Source organism: Litorisediminivivens sp. KMU-197 (genome assembly GCF_056858395.1).
In genome coordinates this window covers 182,225-201,266 of the sequence record NZ_JBXEQG010000005.1, presented here as the reverse complement: position 1 = coordinate 201,266, position 19,042 = coordinate 182,225, and the positions used below count along the sequence as shown (strand labels likewise).

At 65.7% G+C, this 19,042-nt stretch carries 17 protein-coding genes; 8 read left to right on the top strand and 9 right to left on the bottom strand.

Annotated features, from left to right (window positions below; translation table 11 throughout):
* The first annotated feature begins 18 nt into the window (after window positions 1-18).
* Window positions 19-891: an NAD(P)-dependent oxidoreductase gene (locus AC04PT_RS13240; protein WP_482874174.1), complete on the top strand. Its 873-nt coding sequence runs from the start codon at window positions 19-21 to the stop codon at window positions 889-891.
* A 136-nt stretch (window positions 892-1,027) separates the two neighbouring features.
* Here the strand turns inward: AC04PT_RS13240 and AC04PT_RS13235 are convergent, their stop codons facing one another.
* Both AC04PT_RS13235 and AC04PT_RS13230 read right to left on the bottom strand, forming a co-directional pair.
* Window positions 1,028-2,248, bottom strand: coding sequence for a GNAT family N-acetyltransferase (locus tag AC04PT_RS13235; RefSeq protein ID WP_482874173.1), 1,221 nt, complete (start codon window positions 2,246-2,248; stop codon window positions 1,028-1,030).
* Window positions 2,245-3,288, bottom strand: a complete 1,044-nt coding sequence (locus tag AC04PT_RS13230; RefSeq protein WP_482874172.1) for a phosphotransferase family protein — start codon at window positions 3,286-3,288, stop codon at window positions 2,245-2,247. The genes AC04PT_RS13235 and AC04PT_RS13230 overlap by 4 nt, the downstream gene beginning before the upstream one ends.
* A 352-nt stretch (window positions 3,289-3,640) precedes the next feature.
* Between AC04PT_RS13230 and AC04PT_RS13225 the strand changes: the two genes are divergently transcribed.
* The gene (locus tag AC04PT_RS13225) at window positions 3,641-5,470 is read left to right on the top strand and encodes a hypothetical protein (RefSeq protein ID WP_482874171.1); all 1,830 of its coding nucleotides are present in this window, start codon (window positions 3,641-3,643) and stop codon (window positions 5,468-5,470) included.
* Window positions 5,471-5,679: 209 nt separating this feature from the next.
* On the opposite strand, the gene AC04PT_RS13220 is transcribed toward AC04PT_RS13225, so the two are convergent.
* The 6 genes from AC04PT_RS13220 to AC04PT_RS13195 form a co-directional block, all read right to left on the bottom strand.
* Entirely contained in the window at window positions 5,680-6,741 is a 1,062-nt protein-coding gene (locus tag AC04PT_RS13220) for a c-type cytochrome (RefSeq protein ID WP_482874170.1), read from the bottom strand.
* Window positions 6,738-7,292 (bottom strand): cytochrome c oxidase assembly protein, encoded by a 555-nt coding sequence (locus AC04PT_RS13215; RefSeq protein WP_482874169.1) that lies wholly within the window; start codon window positions 7,290-7,292, stop codon window positions 6,738-6,740. The genes AC04PT_RS13220 and AC04PT_RS13215 overlap by 4 nt, the downstream gene beginning before the upstream one ends.
* Window positions 7,289-7,660: a hypothetical protein gene (locus tag AC04PT_RS13210; RefSeq protein ID WP_482874168.1), complete on the bottom strand. Its 372-nt coding sequence runs from the start codon at window positions 7,658-7,660 to the stop codon at window positions 7,289-7,291. Before AC04PT_RS13210 ends, AC04PT_RS13215 begins: the two co-directional genes overlap by 4 nt.
* Complete coding sequence (ctaD, locus tag AC04PT_RS13205; protein WP_482874256.1) at window positions 7,657-10,170, bottom strand: cytochrome c oxidase subunit I; 2,514 nt, start codon at window positions 10,168-10,170, stop codon at window positions 7,657-7,659. Before ctaD ends, AC04PT_RS13210 begins: the two co-directional genes overlap by 4 nt.
* Before the next feature lie 98 nt (window positions 10,171-10,268).
* The gene (locus AC04PT_RS13200; protein ID WP_482874167.1) at window positions 10,269-11,180 is read right to left on the bottom strand and encodes a cytochrome c oxidase subunit II; all 912 of its coding nucleotides are present in this window, start codon (window positions 11,178-11,180) and stop codon (window positions 10,269-10,271) included.
* A 56-nt stretch (window positions 11,181-11,236) separates the two neighbouring features.
* Entirely contained in the window at window positions 11,237-11,833 is a 597-nt protein-coding gene (locus tag AC04PT_RS13195) for an exopolysaccharide biosynthesis protein (RefSeq protein ID WP_482874166.1), read from the bottom strand.
* A 252-nt stretch (window positions 11,834-12,085) separates the two neighbouring features.
* On the opposite strand from AC04PT_RS13195, the gene AC04PT_RS13190 reads away from it, so the two are divergent.
* Together AC04PT_RS13190 and AC04PT_RS13185 are read left to right on the top strand one after the other, a co-directional pair.
* A complete protein-coding gene (locus AC04PT_RS13190) occupies window positions 12,086-12,832 on the top strand; it encodes an SDR family NAD(P)-dependent oxidoreductase (RefSeq protein ID WP_482874165.1) in 747 nt (248 codons plus the stop codon).
* Window positions 12,833-12,843: 11 nt separating this feature from the next.
* Complete coding sequence (locus AC04PT_RS13185) at window positions 12,844-13,194, top strand: RidA family protein (protein ID WP_482874164.1); 351 nt, start codon at window positions 12,844-12,846, stop codon at window positions 13,192-13,194.
* Between the two features lie 295 nt (window positions 13,195-13,489).
* On the opposite strand, the gene AC04PT_RS13180 is transcribed toward AC04PT_RS13185, so the two are convergent.
* Window positions 13,490-14,641, bottom strand: coding sequence for a LacI family transcriptional regulator (locus AC04PT_RS13180; protein ID WP_482874163.1), 1,152 nt, complete (start codon window positions 14,639-14,641; stop codon window positions 13,490-13,492).
* 87 nt (window positions 14,642-14,728) lie between these two features.
* Here AC04PT_RS13180 and AC04PT_RS13175 point away from each other — a divergent pair, with 87 nt between their 5' ends.
* The 4 genes from AC04PT_RS13175 (at window position 14,729) to AC04PT_RS13160 (ending at window position 19,013) form a co-directional block, all read left to right on the top strand.
* Window positions 14,729-15,961 carry an ABC transporter substrate-binding protein gene (locus AC04PT_RS13175; RefSeq protein ID WP_482874162.1) on the top strand — a complete coding sequence of 411 codons (1,233 nt, stop codon included), beginning with the start codon at window positions 14,729-14,731 and terminating at the stop codon, window positions 15,959-15,961.
* A gap of 136 nt (window positions 15,962-16,097) precedes the next feature.
* Window positions 16,098-17,027 (top strand): carbohydrate ABC transporter permease, encoded by a 930-nt coding sequence (locus AC04PT_RS13170; protein WP_482874161.1) that lies wholly within the window; start codon window positions 16,098-16,100, stop codon window positions 17,025-17,027.
* A complete protein-coding gene (locus tag AC04PT_RS13165; protein ID WP_482874160.1) occupies window positions 17,017-17,919 on the top strand; it encodes a carbohydrate ABC transporter permease in 903 nt (300 codons plus the stop codon). The genes AC04PT_RS13170 and AC04PT_RS13165 overlap by 11 nt, the downstream gene beginning before the upstream one ends.
* Window positions 17,920-17,924: 5 nt before the next feature.
* Window positions 17,925-19,013 (top strand): ABC transporter ATP-binding protein, encoded by a 1,089-nt coding sequence (locus AC04PT_RS13160; protein WP_482874159.1) that lies wholly within the window; start codon window positions 17,925-17,927, stop codon window positions 19,011-19,013.
* Window positions 19,014-19,042: the final 29 nt, after the last annotated feature.

The following is a 19,042-nucleotide window of genomic DNA, read 5'->3' as shown; positions in this document are numbered from 1 at the left end:
AAAGCGGGAGGGTGCATCATGGCGAAAGCGGCGTTTCTGGGGCTCGGGGTGATGGGCTACCCGATGGCGGGTTACCTGGCCAAGGCGGGCCACGAGGTCACCGTTTACAATCGCACCGCGTCCAAGGCCGAGCGCTGGGCCGGGGAATACGGCGGCAAGGCTGCCGCGACACCGGCAGAGGCCGCCGAGGGCGCCGATTTCGTGATGTCCTGCGTCGGCAACGACGACGACCTGCGCGCGGTCTGCCTGGGCGAGGACGGTGCATTCGCCGGCATGTCTCAGGGCAGCATCTTCGTCGATCACACCACGGTTTCGGCGGCGGTCACGCGTGAACTTTACGGCCTCGCCAAGGAATGCGGGCTGGGCTTCGTCGATGCGCCGATTTCGGGCGGTCAGGCAGGGGCCGAGAACGGCCAGCTGGTGGTGATGTGCGGCGGTGACGAAGAAACCTACGACCGCGCCGCGCCGATGATCGACGCCTACGCCAAGGCCTGCCGCCGGCTGGGCCAAAGCGGGGCAGGGCAACTGACCAAGATGGTCAACCAGATCTGCATCGCGGGACTGGTGCAGGGGCTGTCCGAGGGGCTGCATTTCGCGCAGAAGGCGGGGCTTGACGGGCGCGCGGTGGTCGACGTGATCGGCGGCGGCGCGGCAGGGTCATGGCAGATGGTCAACCGCTTCGAAACCATGCTGGACGATCATTTCGAACACGGTTTCGCGGTCGACTGGATGCGCAAGGATCTCGGCATCTGCCTGCAAACGGCGGACGAGGTCGGCGCCAGCCTGCCGGTGACGGCGCTGATCGATCAGTTCTACAAGGATGTCCAGAAGCTGGGTGGCGGCCGCTGGGACACCTCGAGCCTGATCAAGCGGCTGAACGCGGCGGGCTAGGGCGCGCCACCGCGCCCGAACCGCTCCGCCGAAACGCCCCGCCGCCCCGCGGCGTAACCCGGCGCGCAGGCGCGCCTCGCGAACCAAAGCCTCGGCAGCGTAAGAGATGCCGGGTCAAGCCCGGGATGACGCGGCGCTACCCCGACAGCACGTCCGCCAATTGCAGGCAGGCCTTGGTGGCGGCGTCGGTCTTGCCGTCTTTCAGCATGCCGGCCGTCCGCCGCAGCGCCTCTCCGGCGCAGAGGAAATCGAACGCCAGCTTCGGATCGTATGCCCGGCGCGCCTCGAAATAGAGCACCTGCTGATCCACCGCCCCATAGCTGTACTTGTACTTCTCGTTGCCGTGGCCGAAATCATAGCAGACGAACCCCTGCGTGATCGCCCATTCTATCGCATGGAAATGCAGCAGATCGCCGATGCCGCTGACCCCGGCTGCGGGATCGCGGCCACCGACGATGAAATGGACGATGCCGTTGTCACGATCCACGATATGCGCCAGCGCGCCCAGCGGGGTGTCGCCCTGCTTGAGCATCGGCAGGAACAGCGTTCCCGTCGCCTGGGCCGCGCGCACCACCTTGCGGTAATTGCCCGCCACCGCCCCGGCGTTTGATCCCTTCTGCTTGCCCCAGCGCCGCATCCACAGATCCAGCAATACCTCGAGGTCGGCGTCAAAGGTTTCGGGCCGCGACCGGGTCAGGGTCATGTCTCCGCTCGCCAGGTGCTGCCGCCGCCGCTTGTTCAGCTTCTGCCGCCGGTTGGCGCTGACCTGGTTGGCCAGGTAGCTGTCGAATTCCTCGGGCAGGTCGACCTGCGGGCAGAGCAGGTTGTCGGTGGTCTTCTTGTTGATCAGGTAATCGCGATAGCGCACCTCGAGGCCGCGCGCCCGAAGCAGATCGGTGAACAGGTTGCAGCGCCGCACCTGGCTGACATAGCGCATCGACAGCCGAGTCCAGGGCATATCCGCCAGCGCATCGACCACCGCGGCCAGCGCCTGGGTCTCGAATTCGGGGTGACACAGGAAGCCCGTGTATTCGCTGAACACCAGCCGCCCCCCGGCCTCGAGCCGGGTCTGGAACTCCTCGCGCGAGCGGCTCCAGTGCGTGCGGTACTTCAGCGGCAGGATGCAAAGCGCCTCTCCGGGCTGGCGCGCGTCGCGGGCCACCAGCACGGTCCACTTGAACGGGTTCTCGCGCAGGGCCCGCGCCAGCCAGTGCCACGTCAGGAAGACGTTCGCCTCCGGGTCGCGCATCTGCAATGCCTCCCAGGCCGGGCGCAGCGTCTCCAGCCCGTCCAGCGTGTCGACGATCTCGACATGCAGCGCGTCCGCGTCGGTGTCATGCGGGTTGTGATAGGTCATCCTGCCCTCGCCATGGCCTCTTTCAGGCCGTCTCTCCATATGTCGCGGAACACCGCTTCCGCCTCTTCGAAATCGCGGGCCAGTGGCGCGGTGTCCGATCGCCGCGCGGCAAAGTAGGCCCCCACGCGGCAGATCTGGATCGCGAATTCCGGGTGGATCCCGGCGTCGTCGTATTTGCGGATCCGCTCTTTCGAACGCCATCCCCGCTTGCGGGTCTCCTTGACGATCAGCTTGAAGCGCTGGACGCAATGGAATGTCAGGTAGAGCGCCAGGTAATCCAGGTAGTCGTCCAGCCCGTGCCCGCAATGCGGATCGAAGCAATCGCGGACAACCTGTTCCATCAGCGCCGGCGCCAGCGGCCAGGCCTCGTCGCCGATCAGCCAAGCGATGTCCTCGGCGCCATGCCGCGCGCCGCAGTACTCGAAGTCGAACCAGCGCAACCGGCCGTCCCGCCCGATCGCCGCGTTGCCCGATCGGCAATCCCATTTCACGAATTGCCGCGCCGGTGATGCCAGCGCCTCGCAGAGTGCCGCCTGATCCATAGCCGATGCCCGCCCGGCCGAGAATTCGCCCAGCGCCGCGCTTGCCTGCACCAGGTTCTGGACCCAGGGCCGACCCTGTCCCAGATGCGGCAGCGCATCGTGCAGGGCCAGCTTGCGCGCGGCCTCCTGGATGCGGAAGATCGCCGCCACGGCCTCGTGGGCCAAGGCTTCGCGCTCCGCCGCCTCGCCCATGGCAATCGCCACATTCAGCCGCTTGCCGCCGACGTCGGACTGGAACATCAGGTCATCGTCGACGCCCAGGCATTCCGGCGTATCGTCGTTCAGCGCCGACAGCCGGTCCAGTACGAAAGCCTCCACGTGCGTGCGCCGGAAATTCGGCCGCAATGTCGCGATCAGCGACCGCCCGTCGGCCAGCTTCAGCCGATAGCTGGCGCGCCCCGAGCCGCCCGGCGCCGAGGTGCGTACCACCTTCTGTCCGAAATAGGCTTCGGTCCGGTTCACGATTCCGGCGATCCGGTCCTTGTTGCTCTTGCCCATGGGTGCGCCGCGGCCTCCGATGCTGTCGGTCCGGCCGGGATATCCGGAGAATTCGGCGAGAATTTGGTCGGAAAGTGGCGGGCCCCCCGGGTGCGGTGTCGATTCGGAGGCCAACGGCCCCACGAGCCCCCGCCAACTGGCCGCGTTTCGGAACCAATCTCTACGGCTGCGGGTCTTCGTTTCCAGATCGCATCTCAATCGTTTGAATTTTAACCTAAATTCGCCGCAATCTTTGCGCGTTTGCCGGGGCGGTCGTAGCTTCGCCAAGTTGGGATTTAACGCGCGGGCGTAACCGGACAACCGGTAACGTCGGGGGCTGGGCGCAGGATATGGATAGAGGACCCGAAGAGCCATGACAGACACAGCGAGTTCCACGACATCATACCATAATGGCGGCGTCGAGGGCGACCTGCTGACCAATTGGTATGACGAGAACATGGCAGCCGAATTCGACGGAACCAAGGGCGGCACCGGCACCGGCGGCACCAAGGGTTCCGGCACGGGTGGGAGTGGCACCGGTACCGGTGGCACCAAGGGGTCCGGCACCGGCGGTAGCGGCTCCGGCACTGGCGGTAGTGGCTCTGGCACTGGCGGCAGCGGCTCCGGCACCGGCGGCAGTGGGTCCGGCACCGGCGGCAGTGGCTCAGGCACCGGCGGCAGTGGCTCGGGCACCGGTGGCAGCGGCTCCGGCACCGGTGGCAGCGGCTCCGGCACCGGTGGCACCAAGGGTTCCGGCACCGGTGGCAGTGGCTCGGGCACGGGTGGCAGTGGCTCGGGCACGGGTGGCAGTGGCTCGGGCACGGGTGGCAGCGGCTCCGGGACGGGCGGTAGCGGGTCCGGCACGGGCGGCAGTGGCTCCGGCACGGGCGGCAGTGGCTCCGGCACCGGCGGCAGTGGCTCCGGCACCGGTGGTAGCGGCTCCGGCACCGGCGGCACCAAAGGCACCGGCAGCGGTGGCACCAAAGGCTCTGAATCCGATGACACCGGCGGCGCTCCCGGCACGCTGGTGCTCGACCTCAGCGATGCCGGTGCGGCCTTCGTGATCAATCTCGAGACCCTCGACGACGGCACCATGATTGGCAGCGTCGAGTTCCAAAACGCGGACGGCGAAAACGTCGGCGTCGGCCATTTCGAGAACGTCTCCGAACTGATCCTGCCCGAGGACCCGACGAGCGTCTTCTACAATGAGGCCGATCTCGAGATCATCGGCGAAAACGGCGAGGGCATGCCCCCGAAAGTCTCGCTCGACGCCTTCCTGTCGGTCGTCGAGGCAGACCCCGCCGGCACCGGCACCGGCGGCACCAAGGGTTCCGGCACCGGTGGCAGCGGCTCCGGCACCGGCGGCACCAAGGGTTCCGGCACCGGTGGTAGCGGCTCCGGCACCGGCGGCACCAAGGGTTCCGGCACCGGTGGTAGCGGCTCCGGCACCGGCGGAAGCGGGTCCGGCACGGGCGGGAGTGGCTCCGGCACCGGTGGGAGTGGTTCCGGCACTGGCGGCAGCGGCTCTGGTACGGGCGGAAGCGGCTCCGGTACTGGGGGCAGCGGCTCCGGTACGGGCGGAAGCGGCTCCGGTACTGGGGGCAGCGGCTCCGGTACGGGCGGAAGCGGCTCCGGCACCGGTGGTAGCGGCTCCGGCACCGGTGGTAGCGGCTCCGGCACCGGTGGTAGCGGCTCCGGCACCGGTGGTAGCGGCTCCGGCACAGGCGGAAGCGGCTCCGGCACCAGTGGCAGCGGCTCTGGCACCGGTGGCACCAAGGGCTCCGGCACGGGCGGCAGTGGCTCCGGCACTGGCGGCACCAAGGGCTCCGGCACCGGCGGAAGCGGCTCCGGCACCGGCACAGGCGGCAGCGGCTCCGGCACAGGTGGCACCAAGGGTTCCGCCACGGGCGGCAGTGGCTCCGGCACCGGCGGAAGCGGCTCCGGCACCGGCGGCAGTGGCTCCGGCACAGGTGGCACCAAGGGTTCCGGCACTGGGGGCACCAAGGGCTCGGGTTCCGGCACGGCCGGCACCACGTCCACGGCAGCGGCGGCAAGCCTGCCGGCCTTCAGCCCCGATCCCGCGGATTATCCTGGAATGACCGAGGCCGAGTTCCTCGCCATCATGGCCGAACCGGAAAGCGAGCACGGCCACTGCGAGGATGACGCGACCGGTGGCGAGATCGAGGAAGATTACGAGACCTGACACCGACGCACGGTCTTCCAACCCGACACGACGGCCCGCCCCACGGCGGGCCGTTTTCGTACGACCCGCGTCGAGACGGCCAAGGAACCTCCCGAGTCGCGGCCGTGAAACCAATTCGGTCTCATCCACCAAGGGTTCCAGATAACCCGCGTCTGACCAATGCGTGCCGAAAGCCAACGGCTCAGGTCAGTCGTCCCCGCAAAGCGCCGCTATTCGCGCACCTCGTTCAGCTCCGCTGGCGCAAGTCCCGCATAATAGGCCGCCAAGGCCTCGATCTCGGCGTCCGTCAGATCCCGCGCCGCCTTGTACATCAGTTCCGCGGCCGGACCGCCGCCCCGATTGCCCTCGCGCCACAGCCGCAGTTGTTGCGCCAGATAGGCCCCGTGCTGACCCGCCAATGACGGGAACGCTTCGTTCAGCGGCTCCGGCCAAGGCCCGTGGCAGGCCACGCAGGCCGGCACGCTCTGCGACCCATTCCGCGCGAACGCCAGATCGCGCCCCGCCTCGGACCCCGCGCCTGCCGCGCCCTTGGCCTCCACCGCTCCGAAGACCTGCGCCAGCCGGGGCAGGGCGCTTTCGTCGACCTTGCTCAAGGCTTCGTGCATGATGCCGCTGTCGCGCGTGCCGTCGCGGTACGCCGCAAGGCTGCGCGCGATATACGCCTCCGACAGGATGTCGAGCCGCGGCACCTGCGGATTCTCGCTCCGCCCGCCGGCCCCGTGACAGACCGCACAGCCCCCGTCGTCCGAGGTCGTGAGCGCCGCATATTCAGCCGCGTCCATTTCCGGCAAGGCCCGCAGGAACGCCACTACTGGCCAGACATCGTCCGACCGCTCCGCCGGCCACCCCGGCATGCCGGTCATCTTCACCCCGTTGTGCACGATCCAGTGCAGTTCGGCGGCGGTGAAATGCCCGGCAACGTTGTCCAGCCGCGGCGGGATCGGCTCCATCCGCCGCACCGTCGCACTGCGCGCCACCCCCGGCGCGCCGTGGCACATTGCGCAGGCGCTCTTGAAATGCCCGGCCCCCAGCGCCACCATCCCCGGCGTGTCCAGATCGTCCGGAACCTGCGTCGGGGCAGGGGCGCGCAACTCCGTCGAATTCTCGAAGGTGGTGTGCAACACCCACTCCACCCCGGGCCAGTGCCCGTCGCGCGCCGAAACGTTGTAAAGCCCCAGCGACACGACCGCCACCGCGCCCACCAGCCCCGCCACCGCCAGACCCCCGACGACGATGGCGGCCGTCCGCAGATCGAACCCGCGCAAGTTCATGTTGTGCCTCCCTGCAAGGTCCGCCGCATCAGGAACAACCCGCCGAAGAGATAGACCGGCGTCCCCACCGCCAGCATCAGCATCCCGCCGGTCTGCTGTCCCGATACATCCGTACCGCCATAAAGATCACCCGGCGCCAGCACCATAAGCGCCCCCAGCATCGTCATGTGGACCGATGTCAGGAACAGCCCGCCAGCCCCGGCCGCAGGCTCCCGCGCGGTCATGGCGCCGGCCCAGACCGCCCAGCCCGCCGCGAGGAACATCGCCTGTTCCACGACCGTCGCCGCCGCGCTGCCGCGCGCCCAGCCATGCAGCACAGGCAGATGCCAGCCCCAGACCACCGCGAACTCGATGAAGGCGCTTGGCACCACCGGTGGCGCCCACCTGCCCGAGGTGCCGGGCGATGCCAGCACAAGCAAGGGCGCAACCACGGCCACCAGCCCCATGTGCCGCAGCATATGCGCCGGAAACATTCCCAGCAGGGCCGGCCATGGCACGAAGTACAGTACCGCCAGCAGCCCGGCGGCGGCATATGCCGGTCCGCGCCTCACAGGCAACTCCGGATGAACAGGGCAGGCAGGGCGACGAACACCGTCCCCACCAGCGACACCACCCCCAGTAGAAACCCGGCATGACCCAGGAACTCGCGCCGATGCTCGACCGTGGGCTTGTCGTGTTCGTAGTCGTAATCCGTCAGGTAATCCCACTGCCGCCAGCTCCGCCAGGTGAGCGTCCCGATCACCGCCAGGGCCACCAAAGTCATCCCCGCAATCGCCAGCCTTGCGGTGTCCAGCGTGCCGGTCTTGGCGCAGTCGATGGCGGTGATCGCATAGACCCCCGCGAAGAAAAGCGACCACACGGTCGGCGCCAGCACCATGTGCCAGATGGTCTTGTGGCGAAACGGGGTCTCCTCGGTCATGATAGCAGCCTCGGCACGGCGCCCATCAGCAGGGCGGTGATCACGCCGGTCAGCACCATGAAGTGCCAGAACAGCGTGGTGTTGCGCAGGTCCGCGTCATAGCGCGGCGTCAGCTTGCCGAAGAGGCTGCCGGCAAGGCAATAGAGCAGCATCACCACCGCCAGCACACCATGCGCCCCGGTCCAGACCCCAAGCGCATACATCATCGCCGGGAAAGCGTGCTCTTGCGGCGCCAGCCCCGGCAGCCACAGGGCCAGCGCCATGGCGCCAATGGCCGCGCAGGTGGACAGGGCCGCTCCACCGATCAGCCAGCGCGCCAATCCGCAGCGAGCGCGCCGATTGACGAACCGTGCCGTCAGCACCGCCCCCCAGGCCAGCACGAAGAACAGCCCCGCCAGCGCCGCCATCAGCCCATCGGGCAGCGGCGATCCCTCGGGCGGAAAGTCAGGCCGCGCCGTCCAGAAGAAGAAGACTCCGAACACCAGACTGGCAAAGGCGGTGGCGTCGCCCATCATGGTGATGAACACCCCCCACCAGCCCGGCGCCTTGGGGCCGGTCACATAGACCGGCAGCTTCAGGTCGAGGCCTGCATCGCGCATCGGCGTCTTCGGCACCTGCGCCGTCGAGGTCCACAGCCAGTAGATCACGCAGGCCACGGCGCCCACGCCCGAGATCGCCGACAGTGAGTAATACTTGAACACCGGCAAAATGAAGGCCCCGCCGGTGAACGCCGCCGCCCACATCGTCACCCAGGCTGGCCCGGTCACGCGCACCACCGCCTGAGGCACCGCGTCCACCGCCGAGGTCACGATGGTCTCGCGCTGGCCCTCCGGCGCGTCGGGGATATAGAACCGCCCGTCGTCCAGCCGCTCGAGGAACTTCGGCTGCTCCCACAGCGGATAGCGCGAGGTGACATAGGGCACCGCGCGCACGCCCCAGGCCTCTTCCGGAACATCATGCGACCACTCCAGCGTGCCGCCATTCCACGGATTGCGCTCGGTCAGGGGCTGCTTGCCCTTGGGCCGGATCAGGTCCCAGGCGAACACCAGTATCCCCGCCGCGACGATGAAACTGCCCACGGTCGAGATCATGTTCAGCCAGTCCCAGCCCGCCGCCTCGGGATAGGAGGCCACCCGGCGCGGCATCCCCCTGAGCCCGGTCAGGTGCATCGGCAGGAAGGTGATGTTGAACCCACTGAAGGTCAGCCAGAACGCCCATTTGCTCAGCCGGTCCGACATCTTCTTCTTGGTGATGAAGGGATAGAAGTAATAGATGCCGCCGATGATCGGAAACACCATGCCGCCGAACAGCGTGTAATGCAGGTGCGCCACGATGAAATAGGTGTCATGCACCTGCCAGTCGAAGGGCGCGATGGCCACCATCACTCCGGTCAGACCGCCCGCCGTGAAGATCGCCAGCGCCCCCGCGATCCACAGCATCGGTTGGCTCATCGTCACCCGGCCCACCATCAGCGTGGCGACGAAGGCGAAGATCTGCACGCCCGTCGGGATGACGACCGCCTCGGACGCCGCCGAGAAGAACGCCAGCGAGATCGATGGCAGCCCGGTGGTGAACATGTGGTGCACCCAAAGCCCGAAGCTCAGGAACCCCACGCCCACCGCCGACAGCACGATCCACTCGTAGCCCACGATCGGGCGCTGGGCGGCGGTCGGCACCACCATGGCGGCGATGGCGATCGAGGGCAGGAAGACGATGTAGACCTCCGGATGCCCGAAAATCCAGAACAGGTGCTGCCACAGCACCGGGTCGCCGCCCCGGTCGGGGTCGAAGAACGGCCAGTCCATCGAACGCTGCAACTCGAACAGGAAATCGCCCGCGATCAGCGGCGGAAAGGCGAAGAGGATCATCACCCCCACCACCAGCACGTACCAGGCATAAAGCGGCATCAGGTTGATCCGCATCCCCGGCGGGCGGCATTTCACCGTGCCGACGATCAGCTCGACCGCCGCCGCGATCGACGCGACCTCGATAAAGCTCAATCCCAACAGCCAAATGTCCGGACCGATACCCTCCTGTTCGGTCGCCAGCGGCGGATACATGAACCAGCCCGAGCTTGGCGCGGAATTGAACAGCACCGATCCCAGCACGAACACCCCGCCGATCAGGAACGACCAGTAGCCATAGGCCGAGAGCCGCGGAAACGGCATGTCCCGCGCACCCAGGAACGCAGGCAGGATCAGGATCGAGATCGCCTCGAACATCGGCACCGCGAACAAAAACATCATCGCCGAGCCGTGCATGGTGAAGAACTGGTTGAACCGGTCCGCACTCAGGAAATCGTTGTCCGGCACCGCCAGCTGCACGCGCATCAACAGCGCCAGCACCCCCGCGCAAAGCATGAAGAAGAACGCGGTCAGCGAATACCAAACGCCCACTTCGGTGTTGTTGACCGCCGACCAATAGCGCCAGCCCTTGGGCGTCTCCCATGCCTTGCGCAGCTGATCGGCACGCTCTTCCTGCAGGGCCGGATCGACCGGCCGGTCCAGCATCTCCTCGGTCGGCGGATAGGTGCCTTGCGGGCCGTCATCGAACACCCGCCCGCTGTCGTCGTCGCGCGGCCCGGTTTTCGGAGGGAAAGTCGCGTCGCTCATGTCAGCCCCATCAGATAGGCGGCAAGGTCATCCAGATCCTCCGGCGACAGGTGGTCATACCCCGGCATCTCCACCCCCGGCTTGAAGCTCTCCGGGTCGCGCACCCAGTCGCGCAGGGCGTCCTCCGCCATCGGCAAGATCCCCGCCGCCAGCGTCACCCGCGACGCCAGATGCGTCAGGTCCGGCCCGACCGAGCCCGCCGCCGCCGTGCCCCGCACCGCATGGCACCCGCCGCAGCCTTCCGCAAAGAACACCCGCTGGCCGCGCCGCGCAGCCTCGGTCGTTGGCGCCGCCGCCGGCGCCGCCTGCTGCTCCAGCCAGACCGCAAAGTCGTCTGGGGCCATCGTCACCGCGCCAAACGCCATGTAGGCATGGCTCTCGCCGCAGAACTCGGTGCATTGTCCGCGAAACTCGCCGGCCCGCTCCGGCTCCAGCGACATCCGCGTGGTGCGGCCGGGTATCATGTCGGTCTTGCCACCCAAGCTGGGTATCCAGAACGAATGGATCACCCGCTCGGCGTTCAGAGTGATCTCGCTCCGCGACCCCACCGGCAGACGGATCTCGTTGGCGCTGAACACAGGCGCTCCCGCCCCGTCCGGCCAATATTCGACGCCCCACCAGTATTGATGCCCCATCACCCGCACCTCCAGCCCCTCGCCGCGGTCACGCTGCCGCGGCATCTCGGTCAGGGCATAGGTCAGCAGCGCGCCCAGCAGGATGGTGGGAAAAACCACGCCGCCGCCGATGATAAGGGCCTCGGCGGCACGTTCGCTCAGCTCGCGCGGGGCAATCCGCGTAACATAGACGATCAGCCCGTTCACCAGAAGCCACAGCACTACCGCGCCCGCCAGCATCACCCAGAACAGATCGGCCAGCACCGCCGCATCGCGGCCTGCAGGATCGAGCACCGACTGCGGCCCGGCACAGCCCGCCACGAGCAGGGCAGCGACCGGCGCCGCCCGCCTCAACCCAGTACCTGCCAGAACAGGTAGACCAGCCCGAGGTAAGGGATCGCCGCCAGCAGACCGAAGACGCCGTCGCGGGTCAGCATCGACATCACCAGAAGGCTCACACCGATGGCGACGACCGAGGACGAAAACGGAATGAATTCCAGAAACGGCATCGCCATTCCGCTGAGCAGGATCAGCAACTGCGGCGCCCAGATCATCGGCCGGTGAAACAGAAAGGTCAGCCGGTCGCCGGTATGGCGGTCGATCCACTTGATCGCGGGCATGATCTTCTCCAGCACCTTCTTCAGCTTATCACTATCGATCGACAACTTCTTCAGCTTGCGGGGAAGGTAAAGGTGCTTGAACCCGAAGATCAACTCGAACGCCAGAAGCGCGATGGTCAGGCCGCAGACCACCGAAACCCCCGGAATCCCCGACAGGGGCGTCGCGGCAATCAGTGCCGGCAGCAGGATGGCAGGCAGGAAGCCGCGTTCACCCAGTTCCTCCACGATCTCGCCGATGGTGACCTCGTCGCCCGAGGCTGCCTGACGCACCTGCCCGACGGTTTCGGCAAGCGACTCGCCCTGCGATCTGGCCGAATCGCCGCTCATGGACACGGCACCGTGTAAAAGGGGGCAGGGTGCGGAATACGCGACAATATCATCTCGGGTCCAGCTCGCTCAGGGTAAATCGTCGCTGCGCGCGGCGACGGTCTGTTATCCAACGCGAAACCCGGTGGCCGGTTCCCGGCCAAACCTCCGGACAGACCGCCACGGGATCAGCGCAAGCCCGCACCGACAAACGGTTGCAACAGCGCTGCGCCGGGTCCATCACTCCCCGATAGGCAGAACGAAGGACAGACCATGACCGACAGACCCCTCGCACTGATCACCGGCGGCGCCCAGGGTATCGGCTACGCCTGCGCCGAGGCGCTCAAGGAAGACGGCTTCGACATCATCCTCGCCGACATCAACGGCGACGGCGTGGCCGAGGCCGGCAAGGCGCTGGGCGCGGTGGCCGCGCTGGAATGCGACATGGGCGATCCGGCGCAGATCGAAAATCTGTTCGCGCAGGTCGCCAAGCACGGCCCGCTGCAAGCGCTGGTCAACAACGCCGGCGTCGCCATGCCGGGCGACTTCCTCGACTACGATCTCGAGACCTTCCAGCGTGTCATCGCCATCAACCTGCAAGGCGTCTTTCTTGCCAGCCAGCACGCTGGCCGCATGATGGTGAAGAACGGCACCGAAGGCGCCATCGTCAACATGTCCTCGATCAACGCGCAGGTCGCGATCCCGGCGATCCCGGCCTACTGCGCCTCGAAGGGCGGTGTCATGCAGCTCACCAAGGTCGCGGCGCTGGCGCTGGCCAAACACAACATCCGCGTCAACGCGGTCGGCCCCGGTTCGATCGACACCGAGATGATGGCCGGCGTCAATGCCAACCCCGAGGCCTTCAAGGTGGCGATGTCCCGCACCCCGCTGGGCCGCCCCGGCACCGCGCGCGAGATCGGCGACGTGGTGGCCTTCCTGTGCTCGAAGAAAGCCAGCTACATCACCGGCGAGACGATCTACGTCGACGGTGGCCGGCTGCCGCTCAACTACACCTGCTGAAGGAGACCCCCATGATCGAACGGCAACACACCTCCGACCGGATGAGCAAGATCGTCAAGCACAACGGCACCGTCTATCTCTGCGGTCAGGTCGGCGCCGGTGACACGGTCACCGAGCAGACTGAAGACTGCCTGAGCCGCGTCGACGCGCTGCTGCAAGAGGCGGGCTCGGACCGCGAACACATCCTGCAAGCGGTGATCTGGCTGTCCGACATGGCGCATTTCGCCGAGATGAACGCAGTTTGGGATGCTTGGGTGCCCAAGGGTCACGCCCCGGCCCGCGCCTGCGGCGAGGCGCGTCTCGCGCGGGACGTGCTGAAGGTCGAAATCATCGTCACCGCCGCCGAGAAGGCCAAGTCCTGACGGCCGGGGGGGCTTTTGTACAAAACCATGTGTCAATTTGTACAAATTGTACAAAACCCGGCGCCGCCATTCATCTTGCCGGGGGAACGCCTCAGGTGAGGGACGACAGCGGGTCAGACGCCCCCGAGAGACGGTAGCTTACGAGTTTCTCCCGATCCGACCCTTGGGCTTATGCCGCTCTTTTCGCTGGCGTCGGGATCGGCGCTCGCTTCGGGCGAAAGGGCTGTTGGCGATCGACGATCTGTCGATGATACCTCCGCCTATGGAGCGTAGCCTGTTGAAAAGATGTCTTATTTCAAGAGTTTGGGGCGGCCCAAACCGGCACGTCGAGAAATTGCATCGGAGGCAGATCAGGTTGGCGGGCCGCATGAATGGCCGCCTGCGCGAGGAACTCGCCTGCTTTCGCGACGTCTTCGTCGACGACCATGATGGCTCTGCGAAACATCCTGAGGAACGGGATCGCTTCCTTGGCAAAGACGTCGATATCGGTACCGATCTCACGCCCGAGCGCCTCGAAGCCCGCCACCGCCGCCATCGTCGCGTTGGGCGAGCCTGTCAATATGCCGTCGATCTCAGGGTCGTCGTCTAGAAGCTCGCGCACATGCGTGCGCACGGCTTCGCTGCTGCTGTCGCTGGTGACGTCCTGCGCCAGGATTAGCTCGACGCCACAGGCCCGCGCGGCAAGGCGTGCGCCCTCGACCATGTCGGTCGCATAGCTCTGCTCCATCGGCGGCGCGATGAGCAGAATCCGCCGACGCCCCTTCGCCGCCAGCGTCTCTACGCCCAGCTTTGCGAAGGTCCGGTTGTCAAAGTCGAAATAGCCGTGGTCCGCCGCGCGGTTCGACCGCCCGTGGGTCGCGAAGGGGAAATTCTTTTCCATCAGATAAGCGACTCGGGGATCGTCCGGCTCGACCTGATTGAAGATTACCGCGTCGGCCGACCCGGTCTCGACGATGTAGCGAATTGGCTTCATCGGATCGTCACCGGGGAAATACGGGGTCATGTTGAGATGATAGGGCGAGCCGCGCAGCCCCGAGGCAATCGCCGATATCAATCGTGCCGTCATGTTCATCATCTCGTGCTCGGTCGACATGACAAGGCTGATCACATTGGTGCGGCCGGTCCTGAGCCGTACCCCTGCACGGTTCGGAACGTATCCGATTTCGTCGGCGATGCGCCTGACGCGCTCCTTGGTGTCGGCTCCGATGTCCGGGGCGTCGCTGAGGGCGCGCGAAACGGTGGGCACGGCAAAACCGCTAAGCTCCGAGATCGTCTTCAGTGTCGGCTTTTTCGCCGTGCGCATGCTGCTCGCCGGATCATTGCTGTTTGATGCCATCGGACCGGGTCTTCCCTTCAGGTTTCCTGTCGTACTTGGGCCAGGCGCTGGCGCGTGTCTACCCTGGCGGAGTTGCACTTCGCTGGCGACGTAACGCTCTTTCGGGATCACCCTACGCAACAAATCACTTGAAGTGCCATACTAAAACGTTATAGGTCCATCCTACAACGATTTAGATGATCTTGGGAGGATGCGATCGTGAAACTGACTTCGTCCATGCTGGCCATTGGTGCGGCCTTTGCTGCGGGCACTGCTGCTGCAGGTGAATTGGAGGTAACCCATTGGTGGACCTCGGGTGGTGAAGCCGTCGCCGTTGCCGAACTGGCAAAGGCATATGAGGCCAAGACCGGCAACACCTGGGTGGACGGCGCGATTGCCGGGTCGGGCGGCACCGCGCGTCCGATCATCATCAGCCGCATCCTTGGCGGAGATCCGATGGGCGCCACGCAGATGAACCATGGCCGACAGGCGGAAGAGCTGATCGAGGCAGGCATGCTGCTGGACATCACCGACGTCGCCGAGGCCAATGGCTGGACTGATGTGGTCAACCCGTCGACGCTGCTCGAAGGTTGCACGCTTGACGGGCGCATCTATTGCGCGCCGCTCAACATCCACTCGGCGCAGTGGCTCTGGCTGAGCCACAAGGCATTCGAGGATGCGGGCGTCGCGGTGCCCGCAAACTGGAGCGAATTCGTGGCCGCAGCGCCGGCGCTCGAAGAGGCCGGCAAGGTGCCGCTGGCGCTAGGCCAGCAGGCCTGGCAGTCGAGCCTGGCGTTCGGGACGATTTCGCTGGCGATCGCCGGGCTCGACGCCTGGAAGGCCGTCAACATCGACAAGGACGCCGGCGTCGCTGCGGGTCCGGAGTACAAGGCCGCGTTCGAGGCCGCCGTGAAGGCGCGCGAAATGGCCGCGCAGTCCACCGTGCAAGACTGGAACCAGGCCACCAACATGGTCATCACCGACGAGGCCGGCGGCCAGATCATGGGCGACTGGGCGCAGGGCGAATTTGCCATGGCCGATGAAGTTGCGGGTAAGGATTACAGCTGTCTGCCGGGTCTTGGCGTCAACGAGGTGCTCGATACCGGCGGCGACGCGATCTACTTCCCGGTAAACGATGATCCCGAAGTGACGGCAATGCAAAAGGAACTGGCGGCGCTGCTGCTGTCGCCCGACGTTCAGGTGGCCTTCAACCTTGCCAAGGGTTCGCTTCCGGTGCGCGGCGACATCGATATGTCGTCTGCCAACGAATGCATGCAGAAGGGTCTCGCGATCCTTGCCGACGGCAATGTCCTGCCCTCGGGCGAGATGTCGCTGACCGCGGATACCACCGGGCAGATCGAAGACCTGATGGCCGAATTCTGGAGCGGCGCGTCGATGACGGCAGACGAGGCGCAAGAGCGCTTCGCCGACATCATCGCAAGCGCCGACTGATCCGGCACTGGCCGCGGGCGCGCGCTTCGCGGAAGCGCCCGCGCAATCCCGATCCTTCCTCCTGCCAAAGGGCCGCTGATCCCTCGGCGGTCAGCGGGAGGGGCTTGTCCGTCACCATCATCCGGAGGGACTTTGAATGACGATTGTCGAAAGCGATGGCATCGACCTCGCGCCACCCGCACGCAGGCCAAGACGTCTGCTGCGGAATGTTTCGGCCAAGATAGCCTCTTTGCCGATGGTGCTGACGGCGTTGGTGATCTTCGTCGGATGCACGGCCTGGACGGTCGTCCATTCCTTCACCGACTCCCGCCTGCTGCCGCGTCTGAACTGGGACGGGCTCAGCCAGTACGAGCGGCTCTGGGGCACGCGGCGCTGGCTGATCTCGCTGGAGAACCTGGCGATCTACGGTATCTGCTCGCTGGTGCTGATCCTCGTCATCGGATTCACCCTTGCCGCTTTGCTGGATCGCAAGATCCGCTTCGAAGGCGCCTTCCGCACGATCTTCCTTTATCCCTTCGCCCTGTCGTTCATCGTCACCGGCCTCGCGTGGCAATGGATCCTGAACCCGGACTTCGGCATTCAGGCAAGCGTCCGCGCGATCGGTTTCGAAAGCTTCGTCTTCGACCCGCTCAACAGCCCTGATCTGGTGATCTTCGGCATCCTTATTGCCGGCGTCTGGCAGGGGTCGGGCCTGATCATGGTGATCATGCTGGCCGGTCTGCGCGGCATCGACGAGGACATCTGGAAGGCCGCACGGGTCGACGGCATAGGCACGGTCAAGACCTACCTGCGCGTGATCATTCCGATGATGCGCCCGGTCTTTGTCACCTCTCTGGTTCTCATCGCGGCCGGCATCATCAAGGTCTACGACCTCGTGGTTGCCCAGACCTCCGGCGGCCCGGGTCTCTCAAGTCAGGTCCCGGCGATGTACGTCATGGACAAGATGTTCAAGGACCAGAACCTGGCACAGGGCTTCGCCGCCTCGACCATGATGCTGGTGTCGGTTCTCGTCGTGCTGGTCCCTTGGGCCTATCTCGAATTTGCAGGAAAAAAACGTGGTCGATAACGCTTCTCTCATCAGCGGACCGCGCGGTCCGAAGCCCAAGCGCGCGCTGTCGCGCTCCAACATCATCATCTACGGCACGCTGATCGTGGTGTCGCTCTATTACCTGCTGCCTTTGTGGGTGATGGTGATGACCTCGCTCAAGGGGATGCCGGAAATCCGGCTCGGCAACATCTTCGCGCCGCCCCTCGAGATCACCTTCGAGCCCTGGGTCAAGGCCTGGTCCGGTGCCTGCACGGGTATCAACTGCGACGGGCTCAGCCGCGGCTTCGGCAATTCGATCCAGATCCTGGTGCCTTCGCTGGTGCTGTCGGTCGCGGTGGCGTCGGTCAACGGCTACGCGCTTGCCAACTGGAAGTTCAAGGGATCGGAGGTGTTCTTCACAATCCTGATCCTCGGGGCCTTCATCCCGTATCAGGTCATGCTTTACCCGATGGTCATCATCCTGCGTGAAGTCGGCCTCTATGGCGACCTCTGGGGGCTGGTGCTGGTGCACACGATCTTCGGCATGCCGATTCTGACGCTGCTGTTCCGCAACTACTTCGCCGGTATGCCGGAAGAGCTGTTCAAGGCCGCCCGCGTCGACGGCGCCGGGTTCTGGGGCATCTACTTCCGGATCATGCTGCCGATGTCGTTGCCGATCTTCGTGGTGGCGATGATCCTGCAGGTCACCGGCATCTGGAACGATTTCCTGTTCGGCGTGATCTTCACCAAGCCCGAGATCTACCCGATGACGGTCCAGCTCAACAACATCGTCAACTCGGTGCAGGGCGTGAAGGAATACAACGTCAACATGGCCGCGACCCTGCTGACCGGCCTCGTTCCCCTGATCATCTACTTCGCTTCCGGAAAACTCTTTGTGCGCGGCATCGCCGCCGGCGCAGTGAAAGGTTGACTGCCATGAACATTCACAGCCCCTCTGTCCAAATCCGCAACCTCGATCTGCAGTTCGGCGAGGTGAAGGTCCTGCAAGACCTGAACCTCGACATCCAGAAAGGCGAGTTCCTCGTGCTGCTCGGCTCGTCCGGTTGCGGCAAATCCACGCTGCTGAACTGCATCGCAGGTCTACTAGAGGCCACGGACGGACAAATCTTCATCCACGACAAGAACGTCACCTGGTCCGAGCCTTCGGAACGCGGCATCGGCATGGTGTTCCAGAGCTATGCGCTCTATCCGCAGATGACGGTCGAGGGAAACCTGTCTTTCGGGCTCAAGAACGCGAGGGTTCCGAAAGACGAAATCAGGCGCCGCATCGACCGCGCCGCCGAGGTGCTGCAGATCCAGCAACTTCTGCACCGCAAGCCCGGCGCGCTGTCGGGTGGCCAGCGCCAGCGTGTCGCCATCGGCCGTGCGCTGGTGCGGGATGTCGATGTGTTCTTGTTCGACGAGCCCTTGTCGAACCTCGACGCAAAGCTTCGTGCCGATCTGCGGGTCGAGCTGAAACGGCTGCACCAGCAGTTGAAGAACACCATGATCTACGTCACCCACGATCAGGTCGAGGCGATGACCCTCGCCGACCGCATCGCGATCATGCGCGGCGGACAGATCATGCAGCTGGGCACCCCCGACGAGATCTACAACCGGCCTCAGAACCGCTATGTCGCGGACTTCATCGGCAGCCCGTCCATGACCTTCATCGACGGCACGCTTGAGAACGAGACCTTCGTGACGGGCGATCTGCGCATGCCGATGACTGGCTACAGCTTTGCCGGCACCCGGCACCACGCGGGCCCGGTGACCATCGGCATCCGGCCTGAGCATGTCGTGACCGGCGAATTGGTGGATCGCGCCCCGGTGCAGGCCAGCGTCGCGGTCAACCTGGTCGAGCCGATGGGCGCCGACACATTGGTTTATGCCGAACTGGCCGGAGAGCCGCTGCGCATCCGCATGGACGGTCACGCCAAGGTGCACGCCGGCGATACCTTGACCATCGGCTTCGAACCCTCGCGCGCCTCGCTGTTCGACGCCGAGACCGAAGAGCGGATCTGATCTTTAGCCTCTCGCTCGCGAGGGGCGCC